The organism is Sediminibacterium sp. GW821-FHT12F12 (genome assembly GCF_058806635.1).
The window spans coordinates 466,100-485,254 of sequence record NZ_JBXAPW010000002.1 but is presented as its reverse complement, the minus strand read 5'-3'; the positions used below and the strand labels follow the sequence as shown (position 1 = coordinate 485,254).

Below are 19,155 nucleotides of genomic sequence, written 5' to 3'. Positions count from 1 at the left end.
TACTGCCGGCTACAAAGCAAACAGTGGGTTGATTCGTTATAAACTCTCTTCCAGCACCGGCAAAGCCCTTGGTGCAATTTTCCGTACATGATCCGCTATATGTTTGATATGGTCTGGTGTGGTACCGCAACAGCCCCCAACAATATTCACAAAACCTTCTTTGGCCCATTCTTCAATAAAATGAGCGGTTTCATGCGGTTGTTCATCGTACTCGCCCATGGCATTGGGTAAACCGGCGTTGGGGTAGGCAGATGTATAACAGGCGGCAATCTGTGAAAGCTCTTCAATATGACTTCTCATCTCAGCCGCACCCAGCGCACAGTTCAGGCCTACGCTTAAAGGCCGCGCATGCATTACGGATGTGTAGAAAGCTTCAAGAGTTTGTCCGCTGAGTGTTCTGCCCGATGCATCGGTAATGGTACCGCTGATCATGATGGGTAACTCTTTGCGTTGCTGATCGCGGAAATATTTTTTGGCCGCGAAAATGGCACCTTTGGCATTGAGGGTATCAAAAATGGTTTCAATCAGCAGTATGTCTACCCCACCATCTACCAGGCCTTTGATCTGTTCGTAGTAAGCTGCAACTACTTCATCAAAGGTAACGGCGCGGTAACCGGGATTATTTACGTCGGGGGAAAGACTCAGGGTTTTGTTCAATGGCCCGATGGCACCGGCTACAAATTTGGGTGTGGTACCCGGGTTTTCTGCCATAAATTCCTTTACGGCATCTCTGGCACATTTGGCGGCAGCTACATTGAGTTCATAGGCCAGCGACTGCATATCATAATCAGCCATGGCAATAACGGTGCTGCTGAAAGTGTTGGTTTCAATGATATCGGCCCCGGCTGCCAGGTATAATTTATGAATGCCTTTGATGATCTCGGGCTGCGTAATACAAAGCAGGTCGTTATTGCCCTTTACATCTGAATGCCAGTCTTTAAACCGCTCTCCGCGGTAATCTTCTTCTGTCAGTTTGTGCCGTTGTATCATGGTACCCATGGCACCATCGATGACCAGGATGCGTTTTTCCAATTCTTTTCTGATATCCATATACTATGTTTTAGCCCCATAAGAGAATCAACAGATGCTATTACGGGATCATTGATAAGGAACTGTAAACGCTTTGGAAGGTGTTATGTGTAGATCACTTCAAAACGTTTATTAGTTCGATTGTTTCCGCCGAAGCGGGAAATCAGGCCGAACAATAAACAAATCCGCCTGTAGTAAGGATGGCAAAGATAAAGGGTAGGAGGCTTATGGCAAAATTATAGAGGGACTCATACAAAACTGAGAAAGCCCGCTGTAGGGGGGTACCTACCGGCGGGCTTTCAGTAAAGAGATATTGGATTGGAAAACGGTTATTTTTTTCTGCCAATGTGGAAGATCCGGGAGATGTTGAAGCCCCAGCGGATATCTCCCTTGCCCCAGGATCCGGTGGTTTCATGGATAAAACTATGTTCGTTCATGCCGGTAGCATTGGTAAAATGCAGTTGAAATACGTGCCCACCTGTATTGATATCTACCCCAACAGATAGAGGATCATGTGTACCATTAAAGCTTTTGGTGCTGGCAAAATACTCCAGGTTAATGCTTACACGCTTGCTGATCTTCTGCCTGGCCAGAAAACCTACCGAGAAAAGGTCTTTGGCGCCACCGGTTAAGTAGATCAAACGGTTATAACGGGTATAAGTGGGCGATACCTGCAGGGAAGTATTGGCATTGAATTTACGCGCTATCAATACCTGGGCCGTATAATAGGTTCTGTCTGAGCCGGTCACTTTCAGTGTGGGGTCCATATCTATGCTGCGATAGGCCATGGCACCCAAAAGAGTGATGGACAGTGGGGCGCCGGAACCGGCGCTTTGGTGCATGACCCTGTATTTGATAAAACCATCCAGCTCTTTATATATGGTTGAGCGGCCAATGCCCACCATCAGGTTTTTAGACAGCCCAAAGTCAAAGCCCATACGCATAGAAGCATAGTCGAGACCGAACATGTCGTACAGACCCATATTCAGGGGTGAGAAACGGTGGTTGATCCGGAAATCCATACTGCCCGGCCCTAGAATTTCAACGGTATGGCTGTTTACCAGGCGGGTAGAATAAAAAGTGTTGATAACCGGTTCGTTACCCAGGGTTTTATTGTCGGCAGCATTGGTGCTATCCTGCAATTTGAAAAGATCTACCTGCTGCGCGCGGGCAGAAACAATGGTCAGGCTAAGGCATACAATGGCCAGTAACCTTTTGGCAAAGATTATCATAGGTGATAGTTTATGTGTGTGGAATTATTGGTATTGACAGCTCACATCAACGTTTACCGTTTCGGTAACACTGGATGCATCTACGTTAAAATCCTTCATCCGGATCACAAATTTGCAATTCGCCAGCGGCTTCCCTCCTTTAATCTCGATGGTACCTGCAGCCGTGATATTTCTGGTTACACCGTGCATAGTAAGATCTCCTTTTACCGATACTTTATAGGAACCGTCTTTGCCGAAATTCACGTCTTTCAGGTTCACGATGGTGCCTTTGAAATCAGCTCTCGGGAACTTATTGCTTTCGAGATACTGGTCGTTAAAATGCTCCTGCATTTCGGCATACTTGAACTTGAATCCTTTAATCAGTGCACTGAAAGTGATCTGACCGTTATCTGCTATCCGGCTGGCTACTTCGTTGTTGGTCGATTTTACATCTTCATCCGTAGGAGATGCAAAAGTGATTTTACCGTTGCGGGTACCGAATACTTTCTGTGCTTCCGCCTGTGTTCCTAAGAAAAGAATGCCTATCAAAAAAACAAATACAAATTTCATAAACGGGTTTTTACTATTTAACTAAGACACCTTCATTGATCACTACATTCATATCTGGTATATAACCGGTACAGATGCCTTTAAAAGTGATCGTTTGCCCGGGTTGTAATGTGCCCGGATTGGTTTTAAACGTACAGTTGATCATGAATAAAGGATCGTTGGTCTTCACATTTACGACAATATGGCCATCCTGGTTTGTATTTACATCTGCTACTTCTCCGCTCAGTTCAATGGCTTTGTCGAGGTATCTCGTATTGGCTTCTGCTTCATTGGTTTTAAACGCATCAAACAATGCCTGTGCCGTTAATTGAACACCTTTTTCATTCGATACATCTCTGTGTGGCTTCAGGAATACATATAACACTACCGCCAGGGCTGCCAGCAAACCGAAGCCACCGATAATGAGTATTGTTTTTTTCCATTTCTGCATACGGGCAAAATTTGTTGTTTAAACAGCAAATTACTCATTGTATCAATACAAACCGATACGGCTGATCAAAAATATGGTTGCCTGAATGCTAAAATTGTTCTGTAAGAAAGCTTATTTAACGTACTGCTGAACCGGCAGGCGGTTGGCAATGCTGCGTGCCAGCGTCATTTCATCGGCATACTCCAGCTCGCCCCCGAAAGCGATACCCCGGGCAATGGTAGTAATGCGGCAGGGCAGGTGGGCAATTTTTTTCTGTATATAGTAAATCGTGGTATCGCCCTGGATATTGGGATTCAGGGCAAAAACCAGTTCTTCGGTCTCTTCCTTGGTGATCCTGGCCACCAGCGATTCGATATTGAGCTGATCCGGACCTACCCCATCCAATGGAGAAATAATGCCCCCCAGCACATGGTAAGTGCCGCTCAGCTGCTGGGTACTCTCTATCGCTATCACATCCCTGATATTCTCTACTACGCAGATCATCCGCTGGTTACGCATGGAATTAGAGCAGATGGAACAGATATCCCCATCGCTCACATTATGGCAACGCTGACAGAATTTAATATCGCGGCGCATCCGGGCAATGGTTTCGCCAAAATGCTGCACTTCGTTCACGTCCTGTTTCAGCAGGTGCAGCACCAGTCGCAAAGCCGTTTTTTTACCAATACCGGGTAGTTTGGTAAACTGGGCCACTGCGTTTTCTAGTAAGGAGGAAGGGAGCTGCATAATTCAGGTAAGGGGCTGATAAGACTGCAAAGTTAAGATTATTCGTGAGACGGGAACTGTTACAGCACACAGTAACTAGAGTGTAATGGTTACCTCATTATCCCAGTTGGCGCGTATGGCCAGCTGGCGGGGAATGAGGAACACGGTTTCGGGCTGCCGTTTGGCTTTATAATTACCGGTATCCCATCTGCCGTTCTGATTGGTATCATACAATATCCTCATTTCATAGCTTCCGGGTGCATAACGCTTACGTTGGAAATCATTTTGAGTGAGTGCAACCGTTTCTACCAGTTTCTCTCCCTGCACAAACTGCAATACGGGTTTTTTGCTGAGGTCGAGGTTGGTAAAACGGATCCGGATACTGCCGTAATCAGACTCCCGTTTGGTGATAAAACGGATGGTATCTGCTTTGGGAAGTTCCGCTCCTGCCGAATCAGCCACTGCATTTTTGGCAATGAGTAAACGGAATGACTTCGCTTCTTTCCAGGGATAGGCGAGTGTCACTTTTGTTCCGGTACTATCCAGTGTAAAAGAAGCACCCTCTATTTTTTGGTAGCCCGTATCGGCAAGTATAAACTTAGTACTGTCGAAACCGGTGAGTTTCCGGTTGAAGCTGAGGGTGAAACCCCGCAGCAGATCCTGCAGGCCATTCTCCAGATCATGGGTGTACTTTAATCGTTTATCATCCCGTACAGCGGCAGTTATTTTAGCAGTTTCGGGCGATTTGAATTCGGTGCGTTTGGCTTCTTCAAAAGCATATAAAGTGTCACCGGGCGTATTGGCACTTACAGTAATGGGGCCGTTGCGAAAGGCGAACATTTTGGTACTGTCATCGTATTTCCTGGAAATATCGGCACCGGGTAAAACATATACGGCAAACTGCCCCTGCGGCAGGTTGCGGAAAGTAAATTCGCCTTTGCCGTTGAGGCGTGTGTAATAGCGGGGTCTCTCTTTTATCACGGCTGTATCGTTCAGGTTACGATGCAGCAGCACAATCAGGGTACTATCCACTTTTCCTTTTTCTGCCAGTAATACTTTTCCGCTGTAACTGTTGTAATCGATGCTTTTTCCGGTAGAAAATACATAGGTGAAATTCTGGGCTATATTATTTTCATTCACATCACGGATAGCATCCCCGAAATTGAAAGAGTAAGTAGTATTGGGCTCCAGGCTATCTTTCAGTTTGATGGTCACGTTCCGCAACTTGTAGTCAATCAATGGGGTACCCTGTGAAGAAGGGTTGGGCGAGATGATCAGGCTTTGCTGCGGACTCTGCAACGTGATATATTCATCAAATGTGAGGGTGATATTTTTACTGGTCACATTCACAGCCGAATCTTTGGGTTGGGCCATTACCAGCCGGGGTGGTAAACTATCCCTGGGTCCGCCACCGGGCGGGATGATATTGGCACAGGAACTTAACTGCAATATCAAAACCATGTACAGGGCTACTACCAATAAGAAACCGGATACCTTTTTCATGTGAGCACAAATATAGAACTCCGGGCAGCTTACCGCATCAAATCTTTGTGAAGAGAAAGCGAATTGTGGAGGGCAGAAACGGATTCCTGCGTTTCTTTCAACTAATAAACAGATTCATTCCTATTCCGGTTCTTCCACAGAAAGATCGTGCAGGGCAATGGCCATTTCGTTGGTTTTTACAAAATTGCACCAATGGCATTCGGGTTTGCCGCAGCCGGTATAAAAAGCACGGTCCTGAATTTTCTGCCAAACGGTTTTGATCTGTTGGGTTACGGTGGTAATGTCTTCCGGACTGATCACGATCTTTTCTTTCCGGTATTGTTTCTTTTTGTCAGGTTCTATAAAATCGAACTCTGTACTTACCGCCTTCCAGCTTTTCTGCTCATAATGATCTACCAGGATCTTGTAAAATACCGCCTGGCGCCAGTAATCGCCGCCATGGGGATCTTCCTCGTGCGGTGGCTTCAGTTTGTCTTTGGCCTTATCAATATCACCGGTTTTATAGTCTACTATGTTCACTTCTTTGCCATTGAATTCCAGCTTATCCAGTTTCCCCTTCAGCGGCACACCTTCTACCACAATATTGCGAATGGTTCTTTCCACGGCTACTACCTTGTTCCAGCTCTTGTGATACTGGTCGTAATAATTGCCGAGTACTTCCTGTCCGTATTCCATTCTGCGGGCAAACTGCTCTTTGGTAAAACTTTCCCGGTTACGGTTCATGTACCAGTTAAAATCGAGAATAAATTCTTCTTTTCCCGGAAACTGTTCCGTTTGCTGCATTTTCTCAAACAGTTTATGCAAAGCATGGTGTACGGCAGAACCAAACTCTGTTGCTTCGGATTTGCCCGAAGGCACCCTGACCAGGTTCTGAAAATAGAACTGCAACGGACATTTCAGGTAGTTGTTCAGTGCCGTTACATTCATCACAAATTTGTCGAGGAGCTGGCTGATAAATTCTGCCTCGTTCTTTTCTATTTCCGGTACCTGTACCGCCGTAAACTGGATCATGGCAAATTCACTGAGCACTTCTTTATCCAGTATTACTTTCTCCACTGGTAACAGATGCGTATCCTGTATTTCAGCAATGAACATGGATGGCTCCAGTTCTTTGCCGTCATTTTTAAAGCGGCTGTAGGATATATGCAGATGTTGTTTGGCCCTTGTCAGCGCCACATAAAACAAACGCCTCAGTTCCTCTTCGTCCGTTTGTTTGGGTTGCGAAGTGAACATGGTATCGGGGAAACTATAGCCACCACCTGGTTTGCGTTTCTTTTCCCAACTGGAAGCATTACAACCTGCGAGGAATACATGTTCAAATTCGAGCCCTTTTGAACCATGGGCCGTTAACAGGTTTACTCCTTTTTCGCTGCCGCTTACCTGTACCAATGGCAGTTTCAGTCCCTCTTTCTCCATCAGCATAAAAATATTGACCAGTTGCTCCAGCGTCAGATTTGGATTACGGCGGGCTTCTTCCTTGATGAAATCAAATAAACCGGTGAGCACCTGTAAATGCCAGTGTTTATCAGGGCTCAGCATGATCTGGTTCAGTAGTCCCGCATCACGGATACAGTTCTCTACCAGGTTCACCAATGTTACATTCGACGCATCGGCCAGCAGTTTTTCAATGGCATCACTGGCGGCTTTCATACCAGCAGGGGCTGCCCCGCTAAAGAGGTCTCGGGCCGGGGCATTTACTTTTTCGTATAATAATTTCCGGAGGGAGGTTTTATTTTGACCAAATTTCCTATCGGCTACCGCAGAAGTCAGTTTGGCTATTTCTATAGGTGCAATGCCAAACCAGTCGAAGTGCAGGATCTCGAATAACATTTCATCTCCTCCATCTGGTATATCATGTTCTGCGGCCAGGTATTCCAGCAACAGGATGATTTTTTTAGCGAGCGGGATCTCGAGAATATTCAGGTTGCGTTTGCTGTATACCGGAATATTACGTTGTGCAAAATACTGCGCCAGTTCTTCGCCGTATTTATTCTCTTTATAAATGATACTGATCAGACCCGGTTCTACTTTTTGTGCCAGCAGTTTTTCTACCGCCAGGGTAAGATGGATCATTTCCTGGCGTTGTGTTTCGTATTCGGTAATAACCAGCTTGTGCGTAAGCTGGCTCAGTGTGCTGTTAGCTGCAGAAAGATTTTTGGTAAGGCCCTTGATCTTTTTCACGAGTCTTTCTTCGTTCCTGTCTATCAGGGTTTTTGAAATATCCAGAATGGGTTGGGTAGAGCGGTAGTTTTCCTGCAATACAACGGCCAACAGGTCTTCTTCATATTTCTGGGCAAAAGCTTCCATGTTTTCTACATTGGCGCCCTGAAAGCGGTAAATACTCTGGTCATCATCTCCCACTACAAATACATTGGGCTGTTCCCAATAACTGATCAGCAGTTCTACCAGCCGGTTCTGCGTACCGCTGGTATCCTGGTATTCATCTACCAGAATATACAGGAACTGTTCCTGATAACGGGCCAGTAAGATTTTGTTCTCTTCAAAAGCTTTGATCACCCAGTTGATCATGTCATCAAAATCATAGCGGTTGCGGCTGCGCATCAGTTTCTGAAAACGTTCAAACTCGTTTACAGCGGCACGCAGTTTTTCCATTTTTTCCCTGGCTTCTTCGATCTTGTTCTCTTTGAGGTCACCTTTTTTGAATTGTTTGTAAGCGCGCTGGTAAATAAATTCATCGCGGGTAGGCAATTCGTTTACGTATTCATCAATTTTCTGGTTGATGAAAGCGGGTGTCCACCCCTCCCGCTTCATGGCACTGAAGAGTTGCTGCAGGTTGTTGATCTCAAAATACACATCACCCCGGTACCGTTTCAGCGGATGATTTTTGGGAAAGCCATCGATCAGTTGTTTGAACAGATCGATCTTTTCGAGGTCCGAAATCGGATCCAGCACGGTTTTCTCGAACAAAGACAGGTTTTCCTGGATGATATCATTACAGAAAGCGTGAAAGGTATAAATATTCACTTTGTATGCATCCGGACCGATAAATCCCAGCAAGCGTTTGCGCATGGCCACTGCACCGGCATCGGTATAGGTTAAACAGAGAATATTCTCGGCCTGTGTATCTGTGTCTAACAGTATTTTACCGATGCGGGCACTCAGAATCTGGGTTTTACCCGTACCCGGTCCGGCAATTACCATTACCGGACCTTCAATGGTATCTACAGCACGTTTTTGCTGTTCGTTCAGGTTGGTATAGATTTTTTCGAATTGTTCTTTCTGTTGTTGGGTAGCGGCCATAGCGTAAAGATAATCAACTCACCCCGACATCGCTTCGCTCGTCACCCCTCTCTGCTTTGCAGGGAGGGGAAGGGGAGAATACCACCCTCTCTACGCAGTAGAGAGGGTCGACGAGCGAAGCGATGTCGGGGTGAGTCGAACTTTTTGGTGGTGAAGTTGTTGTTACTACATGTCAAAAGTCTACTCCATCAAAACCGTACAAAAAATCCCGATCAGTTTAGACCAGGCCTGGGAGTTTTTCAGCCGCCCGGATAACCTGAAAGATATTACACCGCCCAACCTTGGGTTTCATATCATTTCCAAACACCATGGCGAAAAAATGTACCCCGGGCAGATCATTGAATACACCGTAAAACCTATTCTTGGTATTCCCCTGTACTGGATGACGGAGATAACCCATGTATCAGACAAAAAATATTTTGTGGATGAACAGCGTTTTGGTCCCTACAGCCTCTGGCATCACCAGCATCATTTCAGGGAGATCGAAGGAGGCGTAGAAATGACGGATATTGTGCACTACAAACTACCCCTCTGGTTTCTCGGAGATCTTGCCTGGTTAGTAATGGTAAAAGCCCAGCTGAAACAGATCTTTGATCATCGATTTGTAGCCGTGGAACAACGCTTCGGGAAATGGGTATAACTACTTTACCAATTCTGTCATCGGACTCACATTATTATCGATATCCACTGATACAAAGAATATACGTTTGTTCTTTGTATCGGGGATTTTTGACAGGTCAACTACCGCTATTTTATCGGCCACTACTACCTGTACCAGCTGCGCCAGTGCAAACTTCACAGCAGTATTCTGTGTCAGGGTTAGTACGCCAAAGGCCTTGATCTTTTCTTCCCCCTTGTATACCAGTTTCACCGTATTGTTGTCCTGTTGCTGCACCAGGGGTTGCGCAGGTGCTGAATTATCGATCCACGGCATGGCAGGTACTAGTGCCGGGTAATGGTAGTAATGATTGCGCAGGCTATCGTTCCAGCCCATCGGGTTCTTTTCAAAAGTTTTGCTGCTGAAATAAACGCTGCCCTGCGTAGTTGGATAATTCCTCAGTTCCGCGATCTGCTGTGGAATTTCATTCGGATTTTTCCAGGCAGTATTGGTGCCTGCACGGTAAATGCCATGGCCTATATAGAGGTGTTTGCCATACGTGTATTTGTTCCACCAATCCAGTAAAACGCCATAATCGGCCAGCTTATGTCCGCGCTCCCAGTATAATTGCGGCACCACATAATCAATCCATCCTTTCTGCAGCCAAAGCAGGATATCTGCATACAGGTCATCGTAATTGGTTTGCCCGCCTCGGGTCTCACTACCTATGGCATCCTGGCTTTTGTTGCGCCAGATTCCGAAAGGGCTTACCCCGAATTTCACCCTTGGTTTTACGCTGCGGATGATATCGTGGATCTGTAGGATCGCACTATCGCAGTTACTCCTTCTCCAGCTGTCTTTGCTAAGGCCCTTGCCATATTTCAGGTAATCTTTTTGATCGGGAAATTCTTTACCGGCGATGCGATAGGGGTAAAAATAATCGTCCATATGAATCCCATCTATATCGTACCGGGTAACCATATCGCGCACTACTTTACCAAGATGTGCCCTTACTTCGGGTAAGCCGGGATTGAAATATTTCTTGCCTCCATACACCAGAAACCATTCAGGATGTGTTTTGGTGAGATGGGAAGGCGAGATGGAAGAACGCAGCATATCAAACACCGCACGGTAAGGATTCAGCCAGGCATGAAATTCCATGCCACGTTTATGCGTTTCATTGATCATGAATTCCATCGGGTCATAGAACGGAGATGGAGGTAACCCCTGTTTCCCGGTAAGGTATTCGCTCCAGGGTTCAAAGGGAGAGGGATATAATACATCGCCTGCCGGCCTTACCTGCATCACAATCACATTCATGCCGTTACGCTGGTGCAGGTCAAGAAGGCGGATATACTCGGCTTTCTGTTCTTCTACAGACAGGTTCTTTTTACTGGGCCAGTCAATATTCACGACCGAAGCAATCCATACCCCCCTGAATTCATAATTGGGCGAACCGGTTTGCGCATTACTGCCGGGTAAATAACAGAAGGCTGTCAAAAGGAGGATGAGGCGAAAGAGAATCTTCATCTCACGAAGATAAACCGCCTCATGCTCTTTGAAGCGATTGTGGATGATTTAACAGGAAGTTACGGGTAATTCACAGGGTTTGCCTGGGGGTGTCACGCATTTTATCGAGTAACTGGTTCAGTGTCTGGGCTTCCTCGCTGCTCAGGTTATGTAGCATACTATCCAGCTCGCCGTTCCTTTTATCCAGTTTATCGAGCAAAGCCAGTCCTTTTTTGGAGATTACCACATCAACCAGGCGCTTGTCTGTTGGGCAGGTCTTCTTTTCTACAAGGGCTTTTTTCTGCAGTCTTTCTACGATACGGCTGGTATCGCTCATCTTATCAAGCATCCTTTCGCGGATCTGAAGGGTACTAAGCGGTTCCTTGTTTCCACGGAGGATCCGCAGGATATTGTATTGCTGCGGGGTAATATCTTCCGCATCCAGAAAAGTCTTGATCTTCTCCTGTAACCATCCTGCAGAAAAGATAATATTTACCGTAGCCTTCTGGTAATCATTCCGGAACTGCTGCTGCTGTATATCTTTTTCTATGCCCATCGTTTTGTAAAAATAAGGGTATCGCATGAATCGTGAGTCGTCAGACGTGAACCGTGAGTGATCAGCAGTGAGTAGGAAGAAATGGATAAACTTTCCTTACTCACGCCTCACGACTGACGACTCACGACTCCCATACCGTCAGTCCCTCGCTGCAATTGGCACAGATATCTATGTTCTTGCGGCTGGTAAGCAGTTCGCGGCGGAACTGGCGGTAATTATCGTTATGCCAGGTTTCTTTAAAGCTTTGTGTCTGCAGATTACCCAGCTGGTGGGTGGCATCTTTATCAAAACAGCAGGGTACCACCAGTCCATCCCAGGTAATCACATTGGCATGCCAGAGCTTCCAGCAATGGTTACTGAGACCGCTTTTCACGTTCATTTTTCCGCTGGCATCTTTTTTATAACGGCTGTATTTCTGGATAGTGGGGATCAGCTGGTGGGGATCGTTCTCGTAATCGTATACCTGTGCGGTTTTAAACCGCACCTGGTCTACCCCGATCTCTTTGCCCAGGCGTTTGATCTCTTCTATCTGGTGTTCATTGGGTTTTACTACCAGGAACTGGAAGAAGACGAAAGGTGTTTTACTGTTCAGCTCTTTTTTCCACTTTACAATATTGCGGGCTCCTTCCAGCACTTTATCCAGCTTGCCGCCAACGCGGTACTGCTGGTATACATCCTGGGTGGTTCCATCTATGGAAATGATCAGCCGGTCAAGCCCGCTTTCAACGGTTTGTTTTGCTTTTTCATCTGTCAGGTAATGAGCATTGGTAGAAGTGGCTGTATAGATCCCCTTGTCATGCGCATACTTCACCATGCTAAGGAAATCCGGATTCAGGTATGGCTCGCCCTGGAAATAAAAGATCAGGTAAAGCAGATCTTTGTAAATATCGTCGATGGTTTGTTTGAAAAAACTGTTCTCCAGCATGCCCGTAGGACGGGTAAATGCCCGTAAGCCGCTTGGGCATTCGGGGCAGCGCAGATTACAGGAAGTAGTAGGTTCAAAAGAGATGGAAATAGGATACCCCCACTGGATGGGTTTGCCGGTAAGTTTGGTTAGCTGGTAACTGCTGTACACTTTTGCGGCATTCCACAGTCTGCGGATACTCAGTTTGTTAAAAAAATTAATACTATCGTTCCAGTTAAAATAAGGCATAATACTTGTAAAAATAGGCTGTGAAGGGTGATAAATAAGCAGTTGCGATAAAACTAACACTATTGCAGCCCCTGTTATTTGGGCAGAAAGCTGAAAATCAATCCACAAATTCAAGGAAAAAACCTTTTATAACAGATAAATTCTAAATTTGTGCGAATTGTACTATTAACCAATGAACGATCATAGCACCTGTCAATCCTGTTCACAAAGGTTCAACTCTGTTTTTTGCAAGGCAAAAGAGGAGTATGTAAATCAGATCAATGAGCAGAAGATTTGTAATGTGTACAAAAGAGGGCAGATCCTTTTCAATGAAGGATCCTATCCGTTTGGGGTGTATTGTATCAACGATGGTAAGGTAAAACTCTCTCACCAGGGCGATGATGGTAAGGAACAGATCATCCGCCTGCTCAAAGCCGGTGATGTACTGGGATACCGCGCCCTTTTAAGTGGCGACAGGTACAGTGCGAGCGCAGTGGCACTGGAAGATACCCAGATCTGTTTCATACCCAAAGACCTGTTTGTAAGTGTACTGAAACTGGATCCGGGATTGGCTTTTGAAATGATGAAACTTCTGAGTGATGAGCTGCACAGAGCCGAAATCAAACTGACCCACCTGGCCCAGAAACCCATCCGCGAACGACTGGCCGAAACCCTGCTGTTCATTAAAGAAACCTATGGTTTTGAGGAAGATGGTATTACCCTCAATGTTCGCCTCTCACGCGAAGAAATAGCCAACCTGGTTGGTACGGCCACAGAATCGGCCATCCGCCTGCTCTCTGAATTCAAAAAAGATGGCATGGTAGAGCTGGATGGCAAGAAGATCAAGATCATGAAACCGAAGGAATTAATCAGGGCCGCCAATCTGCAGGACTGATCGTATACATTAATTTTAATTTCATGTATCAAAAACATGATAAAAATCATGTTTTTGATTGAGTATCATCATATATCCCCCTAATGCAGCTGGGTATCTTGCAGTCAAATGGAAGGGACATGTTGATGAAACAATGGGATACGAAGTTGCAGGAAACATTAGATCCACCAGGTCTATGCAACCTCGTAGAAAAGGAATGCCAGCGCGAGATCAGGTTATCTTGCCGCAAAATCGCCGATTATTTTTCACAGGAATCGAATAAAGTAACACCGGAACCGGTATATGAGCTGGTTCAGTTGCTGTTTGCCAAACTGCAGGACGAGGTAGAGCACCTTTTCCTCAAAGAAACCGGTATCATTTTTCCAGCCATTAAAAATGCGGGACCGGGTTATGTGATCCCACCAAAAATTCCCGAGAATATACACCAGACACAGCAGGTTATTATTAACTTGTTACTCAAACTCCGCCAGCAACTGAATAACTATGTGGTTCAGCCCGGCTGGTGTAAAGAGTGGAAGGCCTGTGTGAATGAACTGTTCCTCCTGGAAAGAGAAATTCATCAATGGATCTATATCGAACAGAGTCTGTTATATCCTTCTATCAGTAGCAAACCACAATCGGCAGAATAGATATGAGTAAACTCACAGCCTCTCCTGCCAAACCCAGGTGCTACCATTGCGGCGAAGACTGCAATGAGGAGACTTTTCACGCACACGACAAAGACTTTTGCTGCAGCGGCTGCCAGATGGTGTACGAGATCCTGAACCAGAATGGTATGTGCGATTATTATACTATCAGCAACAACCCTGGTACTACGCGGAAAATTAAAGTAAGAGAAGATAAATTCGCCTTTCTCGACGACGCTAAGATTGCCGCTTCGCTCATTCATTTCAGGGATGAAACCCAGAGCCATATTACTTTTTATGTTCCCCAGATGCATTGCAGCAGCTGCCTCTGGCTGCTCGAAAACCTGCACCGTCTCGAAACGGGGGTACTGAGCAGCAAAGTTAATTTCATTAAAAAAGAAGTGGATATCGTTTTCGATCACCATTCATTTCCACTGCGCAAAGTAGCGGAATTGCTGACCAGTATTGGTTACGAACCCTATATCAGTTTTAACGATATGGGATCTAAGAAAACAACGATCGATTCTTCCAAATTATACAAGCTGGGTGTAGCAGGATTCTGTTTTGCCAATATCATGCTCATGAGTTTTCCGGAATATCTTGGTATCGATGCCAGGGAAAGAAACCTGCTCACTGTATTCCGTTTTGCTAACCTGTTTCTGTCCCTGCCCGTATTTTTTTACAGTGCCTCTGAATTTTATACCAGTGCCTGGAAAAGCCTGAAACACCGGTTCCTCAATATCGATGCCCCTATTGTACTGGCCGTTTGGGTAACATTTGGCCGTAGTGTATATGAAGTGCTGACAGCCACAGGTGGAGGCTATTTTGATTCGATGAGCGGCATTGTATTTTTTATGCTGGCCGGCAGGGTATTACAGGATAAGACTTACCAGCAACTGAGTTTTGAAAGAGATTATACTTCTTATTTCCCTATTGCCGTTACACGGATCACCGACGAAAAACAGGAAACGGCCGCGCTGCCCGATATCCGGTTGAATGATACCCTGCTGATACATAATGAAGAACTGATTCCTGCAGATGGTATTATTACGAGAGGTAAGGCGCTGATCGATTACAGTTTTGTAACCGGCGAAAGTTTGCCGGTAGCCAAAGAGATGGGCGAAATCGTGTATGCCGGCGGTAAACAGACCGGTGGTAATATTGAGATCCTGGTGATCAAGGAAGTGGCGCAGAGTTATCTCACCAAACTCTGGAACCGTAACGAAGAATCCGGTAAACCCGATGAAGAGCGCTCATTTGTACACCTGCTCAGCCGTTATTTTACCATCATCCTGTTCACTATTGCCGCTGCTGCTGCAACCTGGTGGTACTTTCATGATCCGGCTAAAATATGGACAGCGGTTACCGCCGTACTGATCGTTGCCTGTCCCTGCGCCTTATTACTCAGCAATACTTTCACCAACGCCAATATACTCCGCCGTTTAGGGCGTAACCATCTTTACCTGCGCAATGCGCAGGTGATCGAAGACATTGCCAGTGCCGATTGCATCGTTTTTGATAAAACAGGAACCCTCACCACAGGTCTTTACCAGGATATTCTCTATGAGGGCGAACCTCTGCAGGAAAAACAGGTAAAAGCCATCGGGGCATTGGCGGCACAGTCTACCCACCCTTTCAGTAAAGCCATTGCCGCCTGGGCCGGTAACCTGACCCGGCATAAAGTGAGTGGTTTCCGCGAAATAGCCGGAAAGGGTATTGAAGGTATTGTAGATGGCGATCTGATAACCCTTGGTTCCGCTTCGTTTGTGACCCAAAAAGAACAGATGACCAACGATGCATCACAGGTATACATTGCTATTGAAGAAGAAGTCTGGGGCCGGTTCAAATTCAGGAACCATTACCGGGAAGAAGTGCCGGGTATGCTGCAACGGCTGGGAAAAAAATACCAGCTGGCAGTACTCAGCGGCGATAATGCCGGTGAACAGGCTTACCTGCGGCAGTTGCTGGGCTATGAAGCTATTTTGTTGTTTAACCAGCAGCCCATGGATAAACTGGAAGCTATCCGTACCCTACAGGCACAGGGTAAAAAAGTAATGATGGTGGGAGACGGCTTAAATGATGCCGGAGCCCTGCAACAGGCAGATATCGGCATAGCTGTATCTGAAAGCAACAATAATTTCACGCCTGCCAGCGATGCCATCCTGGCGGCAGACCAATTACCCAAACTGGATCGCTTTATCAGACTGGGTAAAGCCAACAAGAAGGTGGTAATGGCTGCATTTGTGATCTCGGTATTGTACAACCTGGTGGGACTGTTTTTTGCGGTTACGGGGGTTTTATCGCCCATGATCGCCGCTATTCTCATGCCCAGCAGCAGTATCAGTATATTATTGGTAACTTATGGACTGAGTAATTATTTCGGTTTCAGGGAGAAACTGAAGTAGTTAAACAAACCGGATCGGATATGATAAAAGTCATATTCCGTATTGATGTATATCATGATCCGGTAGGTGGGTCCCTTTTATTTTTACAACAGTTAATTCTCTGCTCATGAGTGTCATCATCCTACTATTAATTGCCAGTATTTCGGTAGCCTCCCTGTTCCTTTTTGCCTTTATCTGGAGCGTGAAGGATGGCCAGTATGATGATGAGATTGCCCCGGCTGTTCGGATCCTGTTCGAAGACAAGCCCGGAGGAAAAAGAGAGCGTGACATGCTAGCTGAAGAAACGCTGAACAACTGATCCTTACCCTAACTATAAACTCCAAACCTCAAATTGATATAATGCAAGTAGAAAAATTCTATTACGACAACAAGACCGTTAAAATGTTTGCGTATGCCACCATTTTATGGGGGGTAGTAGGTATGCTGGCCGGTTTATTGATTGCTGTGCAGATTTATCTGCCAGCGGCCAATTTTGGCCTGCCCATTACTACTTTTGGCCGGGTTCGTCCTGTGCACACCAATGCGGTCATTTTTGCCTTTGTAGGAAACGGCATCTTCATGGGTGTGTATTATTCGCTGCAGCGTTTGTGTAAAGCGCGTATGTTCAGCGATGCCCTTAGTAAGATCCATTTCTGGGGCTGGCAGCTCATCATTGTGGCTGCAGCGGTTACCCTGTTAGCCGGTTTTACCACAGGTAAAGAGTACGCAGAACTGGAATGGCCCGTGGATATTGCCATTACCCTGATCTGGGTAGTATTCGGTATCAATATGTTTGGTACGATTCTGAAAAGGAGAGAGAGCCATCTCTATGTGGCTATCTGGTTCTTTATCGCTACCTGGGTTACAGTTGCCATGCTGCATATCGTAAACTCTTTCGAGATCCCCTTCTCTATGATGAAAAGTTACAGCTGGTATGCAGGTGTACAGGATGCACTGGTACAGTGGTGGTACGGACACAATGCCGTTGCCTTCTTCCTTACTACGCCTTACCTCGGTGTGATGTATTACTTCCTGCCAAAAGCGGCTAACCGCCCGGTATACAGTTACCGTTTATCTATTATCCACTTCTGGGCATTGATCTTTATTTATATCTGGGCCGGACCGCACCACCTGCTGTACACAGCCCTGCCCGATTGGGCACAGAGCCTGGGTACTGTTTTCAGTATCATGCTGATTGCCCCGTCATGGGGTGGTATGCTGAATGGTCTGTTCACCCTTCGTGGTGCCTGGGATAAAGTAAGAGAAGATCCTATTCTTAAGTTCATGGTAGTAGCCATTACCTGTTATGGTATGTCTACCTTCGAAGGGCCTTTATTGAGTCTGAAAAATGTGAATGCCATCTCACATTTTACCGACTGGACCATCGCACACGTACACGTGGGTGCCCTTGGCTGGAATGGTTTTTTAACTTTCGGGGTCCTGTACTGGATCATTCCTAAAATATTCAATACTCCGCTCTATTCTAAAAAATTAGCCACCACGCATTTCTGGATCGGCACCATCGGTATTGTACTCTATGCCATCCCGATGTACTGGGCCGGTTTTACACAGGCTATGATGTGGAAACAGTTTACCGACGACGGAACCCTGAAATTCCAGTTCCTCGAAACTGTTACCCATATTATTCCGCTGTATGTTACCCGTAGTATTGGTGGACTGTTGTACCTGGTTGGTGTATTTATCATGGTATACAATATTGTAAAAACCGTGAAAGCGGGTAGTCTTGTGGCCAACGAAGCAGCAGAAGCACCTGCACTGTCTAAAGAAGTAAAAACACATGGTAAAGAATACTGGCACAGATGGATTGAAGCAAGACCTATACAAATGCTCGTATTCAGTCTGGTGCTGGTAGCCCTTGGCGGTATTCTGGAGATAGTACCTACTTTCCTCATTAAAAGTAATATTCCCACCATTGCGGCCGTAAAACCGTATACTCCGCTTGAGTTGCAGGGAAGAGATATTTATGTGAGAGAGGGCTGTTATTTATGTCACTCACAAATGGTACGCCCCTTCCGCGATGAAGTGGCCCGTTATGGCGAGTACAGCAAAGCCGGTGAGTTTGTCTACGATCACCCATTCCAGTGGGGAAGTAAACGTACGGGTCCGGACCTGGCGCGTATCGGCGGTAAATACCCCGATAGCTGGCATTATAACCACATGCTGGAACCGCAGAGTATGAGTCCCGGTTCTATCATGCCTTCTTACAGCTGGTTGCTGGATGATCCGATAGACACAGCAATTACACCTGCCAAGATCAGGGCCATGCAAACACTGGGGGTGCCTTATCCCGAAGGATATGATAAAGTGGCTAATGCCGACCTGATGTCGCAGGCCAACCTGATCCGTATTAACCTGAAACTGGATAAGATCAATACCACCGCCAACAAAGAGATCATTGCACTGATCGCTTACCTGCAGCGGGTAGGAACGGATATTAAAGCACAGGCAAAACCATTGGCAGAAGTAAAATAGAAATCATGAATAGGCAATTGTGAATTGTCAATAAAAGAATCATTCACAATTGCCCATTCACCATTCACAAAAAAACTATTATGAAATTCATCAACTACTTAGAAAAGATCACCGGCGTTGATATTTATGCGCTCAGTTCTTTTTCGATCTTCTTTGTTTTTTTTATGCTGATGTTATTGTGGGTATGGAAGGCAGATAAAAAAATGATCGATGAGATCAGCCGTATCCCTTTAGAAAATTAACTAACCTGAAT

At 45.9% G+C, this 19,155-nt stretch carries 17 protein-coding genes; 7 read left to right on the top strand and 10 right to left on the bottom strand.

All coding sequences use genetic code 11. From position 1 onward, the window contains the following. Nucleotides 1–36 precede the first annotated feature (36 nt). The 7 genes from AC1RNB_RS04595 to AC1RNB_RS04565 form a co-directional block, all read right to left on the bottom strand. Nucleotides 37–1,050 carry a homocysteine S-methyltransferase family protein gene (locus AC1RNB_RS04595; protein WP_493081107.1) on the bottom strand — a complete coding sequence of 338 codons (1,014 nt, stop codon included), beginning with the start codon at nt 1,048–1,050 and terminating at the stop codon, nt 37–39. Between the two features lie 308 nt (nt 1,051–1,358). Further along, nucleotides 1,359–2,261 (bottom strand): DUF5777 family beta-barrel protein, encoded by a 903-nt coding sequence (locus AC1RNB_RS04590; protein ID WP_493081105.1) that lies wholly within the window; start codon nt 2,259–2,261, stop codon nt 1,359–1,361. Nucleotides 2,262–2,285: 24 nt separating this feature from the next. Beyond that, complete coding sequence (locus AC1RNB_RS04585; protein ID WP_493081104.1) at nt 2,286–2,810, bottom strand: YceI family protein; 525 nt, start codon at nt 2,808–2,810, stop codon at nt 2,286–2,288. A 13-nt stretch (nt 2,811–2,823) separates the two neighbouring features. Then, nucleotides 2,824–3,240, bottom strand: a complete 417-nt coding sequence (locus tag AC1RNB_RS04580) for an OB-fold protein (RefSeq protein WP_493081102.1) — start codon at nt 3,238–3,240, stop codon at nt 2,824–2,826. A gap of 111 nt (nt 3,241–3,351) precedes the next feature. Then, nucleotides 3,352–3,966 (bottom strand): recombination mediator RecR, encoded by a 615-nt coding sequence (gene recR / locus AC1RNB_RS04575; protein ID WP_493081100.1) that lies wholly within the window; start codon nt 3,964–3,966, stop codon nt 3,352–3,354. A gap of 75 nt (nt 3,967–4,041) precedes the next feature. Beyond that, entirely contained in the window at nt 4,042–5,448 is a 1,407-nt protein-coding gene (locus AC1RNB_RS04570) for an Ig-like domain-containing domain (RefSeq protein ID WP_493081098.1), read from the bottom strand. A gap of 120 nt (nt 5,449–5,568) precedes the next feature. After that, nucleotides 5,569–8,709, bottom strand: coding sequence for an ATP-dependent helicase (locus AC1RNB_RS04565; protein WP_493081096.1), 3,141 nt, complete (start codon nt 8,707–8,709; stop codon nt 5,569–5,571). Nucleotides 8,710–8,878: 169 nt separating this feature from the next. Here AC1RNB_RS04565 and AC1RNB_RS04560 point away from each other — a divergent pair, with 169 nt between their 5' ends. Further along, a complete protein-coding gene (locus AC1RNB_RS04560; protein ID WP_493081094.1) occupies nt 8,879–9,349 on the top strand; it encodes an SRPBCC family protein in 471 nt (156 codons plus the stop codon). Here AC1RNB_RS04560 and AC1RNB_RS04555 read toward each other — a convergent pair whose 3' ends face one another. The 3 genes from AC1RNB_RS04555 to AC1RNB_RS04545 form a co-directional block, all read right to left on the bottom strand. Continuing rightward, entirely contained in the window at nt 9,350–10,837 is a 1,488-nt protein-coding gene (locus AC1RNB_RS04555; protein ID WP_493081092.1) for a glycoside hydrolase family 10-like protein, read from the bottom strand. Between the two features lie 70 nt (nt 10,838–10,907). Beyond that, on the bottom strand, nt 10,908–11,399 hold the full coding sequence (locus AC1RNB_RS04550; protein WP_493081091.1) for a MarR family winged helix-turn-helix transcriptional regulator: 492 nt from the start codon (nt 11,397–11,399) through the stop codon (nt 10,908–10,910). A 94-nt stretch (nt 11,400–11,493) separates the two neighbouring features. Next, on the bottom strand, nt 11,494–12,525 hold the full coding sequence (locus tag AC1RNB_RS04545; protein WP_493081089.1) for a radical SAM/SPASM domain-containing protein: 1,032 nt from the start codon (nt 12,523–12,525) through the stop codon (nt 11,494–11,496). Between the two features lie 172 nt (nt 12,526–12,697). On the opposite strand from AC1RNB_RS04545, the gene AC1RNB_RS04540 reads away from it, so the two are divergent. From AC1RNB_RS04540 to AC1RNB_RS04515, 6 genes are all read left to right on the top strand, one after another. Then, nucleotides 12,698–13,399, top strand: a complete 702-nt coding sequence (locus AC1RNB_RS04540; protein WP_493081087.1) for a Crp/Fnr family transcriptional regulator — start codon at nt 12,698–12,700, stop codon at nt 13,397–13,399. A 119-nt stretch (nt 13,400–13,518) separates the two neighbouring features. Then, nucleotides 13,519–14,028 (top strand): hypothetical protein, encoded by a 510-nt coding sequence (locus tag AC1RNB_RS04535; protein ID WP_493081085.1) that lies wholly within the window; start codon nt 13,519–13,521, stop codon nt 14,026–14,028. A 2-nt stretch (nt 14,029–14,030) separates the two neighbouring features. After that, nucleotides 14,031–16,430, top strand: coding sequence for a heavy metal translocating P-type ATPase (locus tag AC1RNB_RS04530; protein ID WP_493081084.1), 2,400 nt, complete (start codon nt 14,031–14,033; stop codon nt 16,428–16,430). A 106-nt stretch (nt 16,431–16,536) separates the two neighbouring features. Beyond that, nucleotides 16,537–16,728 (top strand): cbb3-type cytochrome oxidase assembly protein CcoS, encoded by a 192-nt coding sequence (ccoS, locus tag AC1RNB_RS04525; RefSeq protein ID WP_493081083.1) that lies wholly within the window; start codon nt 16,537–16,539, stop codon nt 16,726–16,728. Nucleotides 16,729–16,769: 41 nt separating this feature from the next. Continuing rightward, entirely contained in the window at nt 16,770–18,902 is a 2,133-nt protein-coding gene (ccoN, locus tag AC1RNB_RS04520; RefSeq protein ID WP_493081082.1) for a cytochrome-c oxidase, cbb3-type subunit I, read from the top strand. A gap of 80 nt (nt 18,903–18,982) precedes the next feature. Beyond that, the gene (locus AC1RNB_RS04515) at nt 18,983–19,144 is read left to right on the top strand and encodes a CcoQ/FixQ family Cbb3-type cytochrome c oxidase assembly chaperone (protein WP_493081080.1); all 162 of its coding nucleotides are present in this window, start codon (nt 18,983–18,985) and stop codon (nt 19,142–19,144) included. The last annotated feature ends 11 nt before the right edge of the window (nt 19,145–19,155 follow it).

Coding starts and splice junctions, on each gene's coding strand:
- AC1RNB_RS04595 (WP_493081107.1), bottom strand. CDS start 1,050: ATGGATATCAGAAAAGAATTGGAAAAACGCATCCTGGTCATCGATGGT.
- AC1RNB_RS04590 (WP_493081105.1), bottom strand. CDS start 2,261: ATGATAATCTTTGCCAAAAGGTTACTGGCCATTGTATGCCTTAGCCTG.
- AC1RNB_RS04585 (WP_493081104.1), bottom strand. CDS start 2,810: ATGAAATTTGTATTTGTTTTTTTGATAGGCATTCTTTTCTTAGGAACA.
- AC1RNB_RS04580 (WP_493081102.1), bottom strand. CDS start 3,240: ATGCAGAAATGGAAAAAAACAATACTCATTATCGGTGGCTTCGGTTTG.
- recR (WP_493081100.1), bottom strand. CDS start 3,966: ATGCAGCTCCCTTCCTCCTTACTAGAAAACGCAGTGGCCCAGTTTACC.
- AC1RNB_RS04570 (WP_493081098.1), bottom strand. CDS start 5,448: ATGAAAAAGGTATCCGGTTTCTTATTGGTAGTAGCCCTGTACATGGTT.
- AC1RNB_RS04565 (WP_493081096.1), bottom strand. CDS start 8,709: ATGGCCGCTACCCAACAACAGAAAGAACAATTCGAAAAAATCTATACC.
- AC1RNB_RS04560 (WP_493081094.1), top strand. CDS start 8,879: ATGTCAAAAGTCTACTCCATCAAAACCGTACAAAAAATCCCGATCAGT.
- AC1RNB_RS04555 (WP_493081092.1), bottom strand. CDS start 10,837: ATGAAGATTCTCTTTCGCCTCATCCTCCTTTTGACAGCCTTCTGTTAT.
- AC1RNB_RS04550 (WP_493081091.1), bottom strand. CDS start 11,399: ATGCGATACCCTTATTTTTACAAAACGATGGGCATAGAAAAAGATATA.
- AC1RNB_RS04545 (WP_493081089.1), bottom strand. CDS start 12,525: ATGCCTTATTTTAACTGGAACGATAGTATTAATTTTTTTAACAAACTG.
- AC1RNB_RS04540 (WP_493081087.1), top strand. CDS start 12,698: ATGAACGATCATAGCACCTGTCAATCCTGTTCACAAAGGTTCAACTCT.
- AC1RNB_RS04535 (WP_493081085.1), top strand. CDS start 13,519: ATGTTGATGAAACAATGGGATACGAAGTTGCAGGAAACATTAGATCCA.
- AC1RNB_RS04530 (WP_493081084.1), top strand. CDS start 14,031: ATGAGTAAACTCACAGCCTCTCCTGCCAAACCCAGGTGCTACCATTGC.
- ccoS (WP_493081083.1), top strand. CDS start 16,537: ATGAGTGTCATCATCCTACTATTAATTGCCAGTATTTCGGTAGCCTCC.
- ccoN (WP_493081082.1), top strand. CDS start 16,770: ATGCAAGTAGAAAAATTCTATTACGACAACAAGACCGTTAAAATGTTT.
- AC1RNB_RS04515 (WP_493081080.1), top strand. CDS start 18,983: ATGAAATTCATCAACTACTTAGAAAAGATCACCGGCGTTGATATTTAT.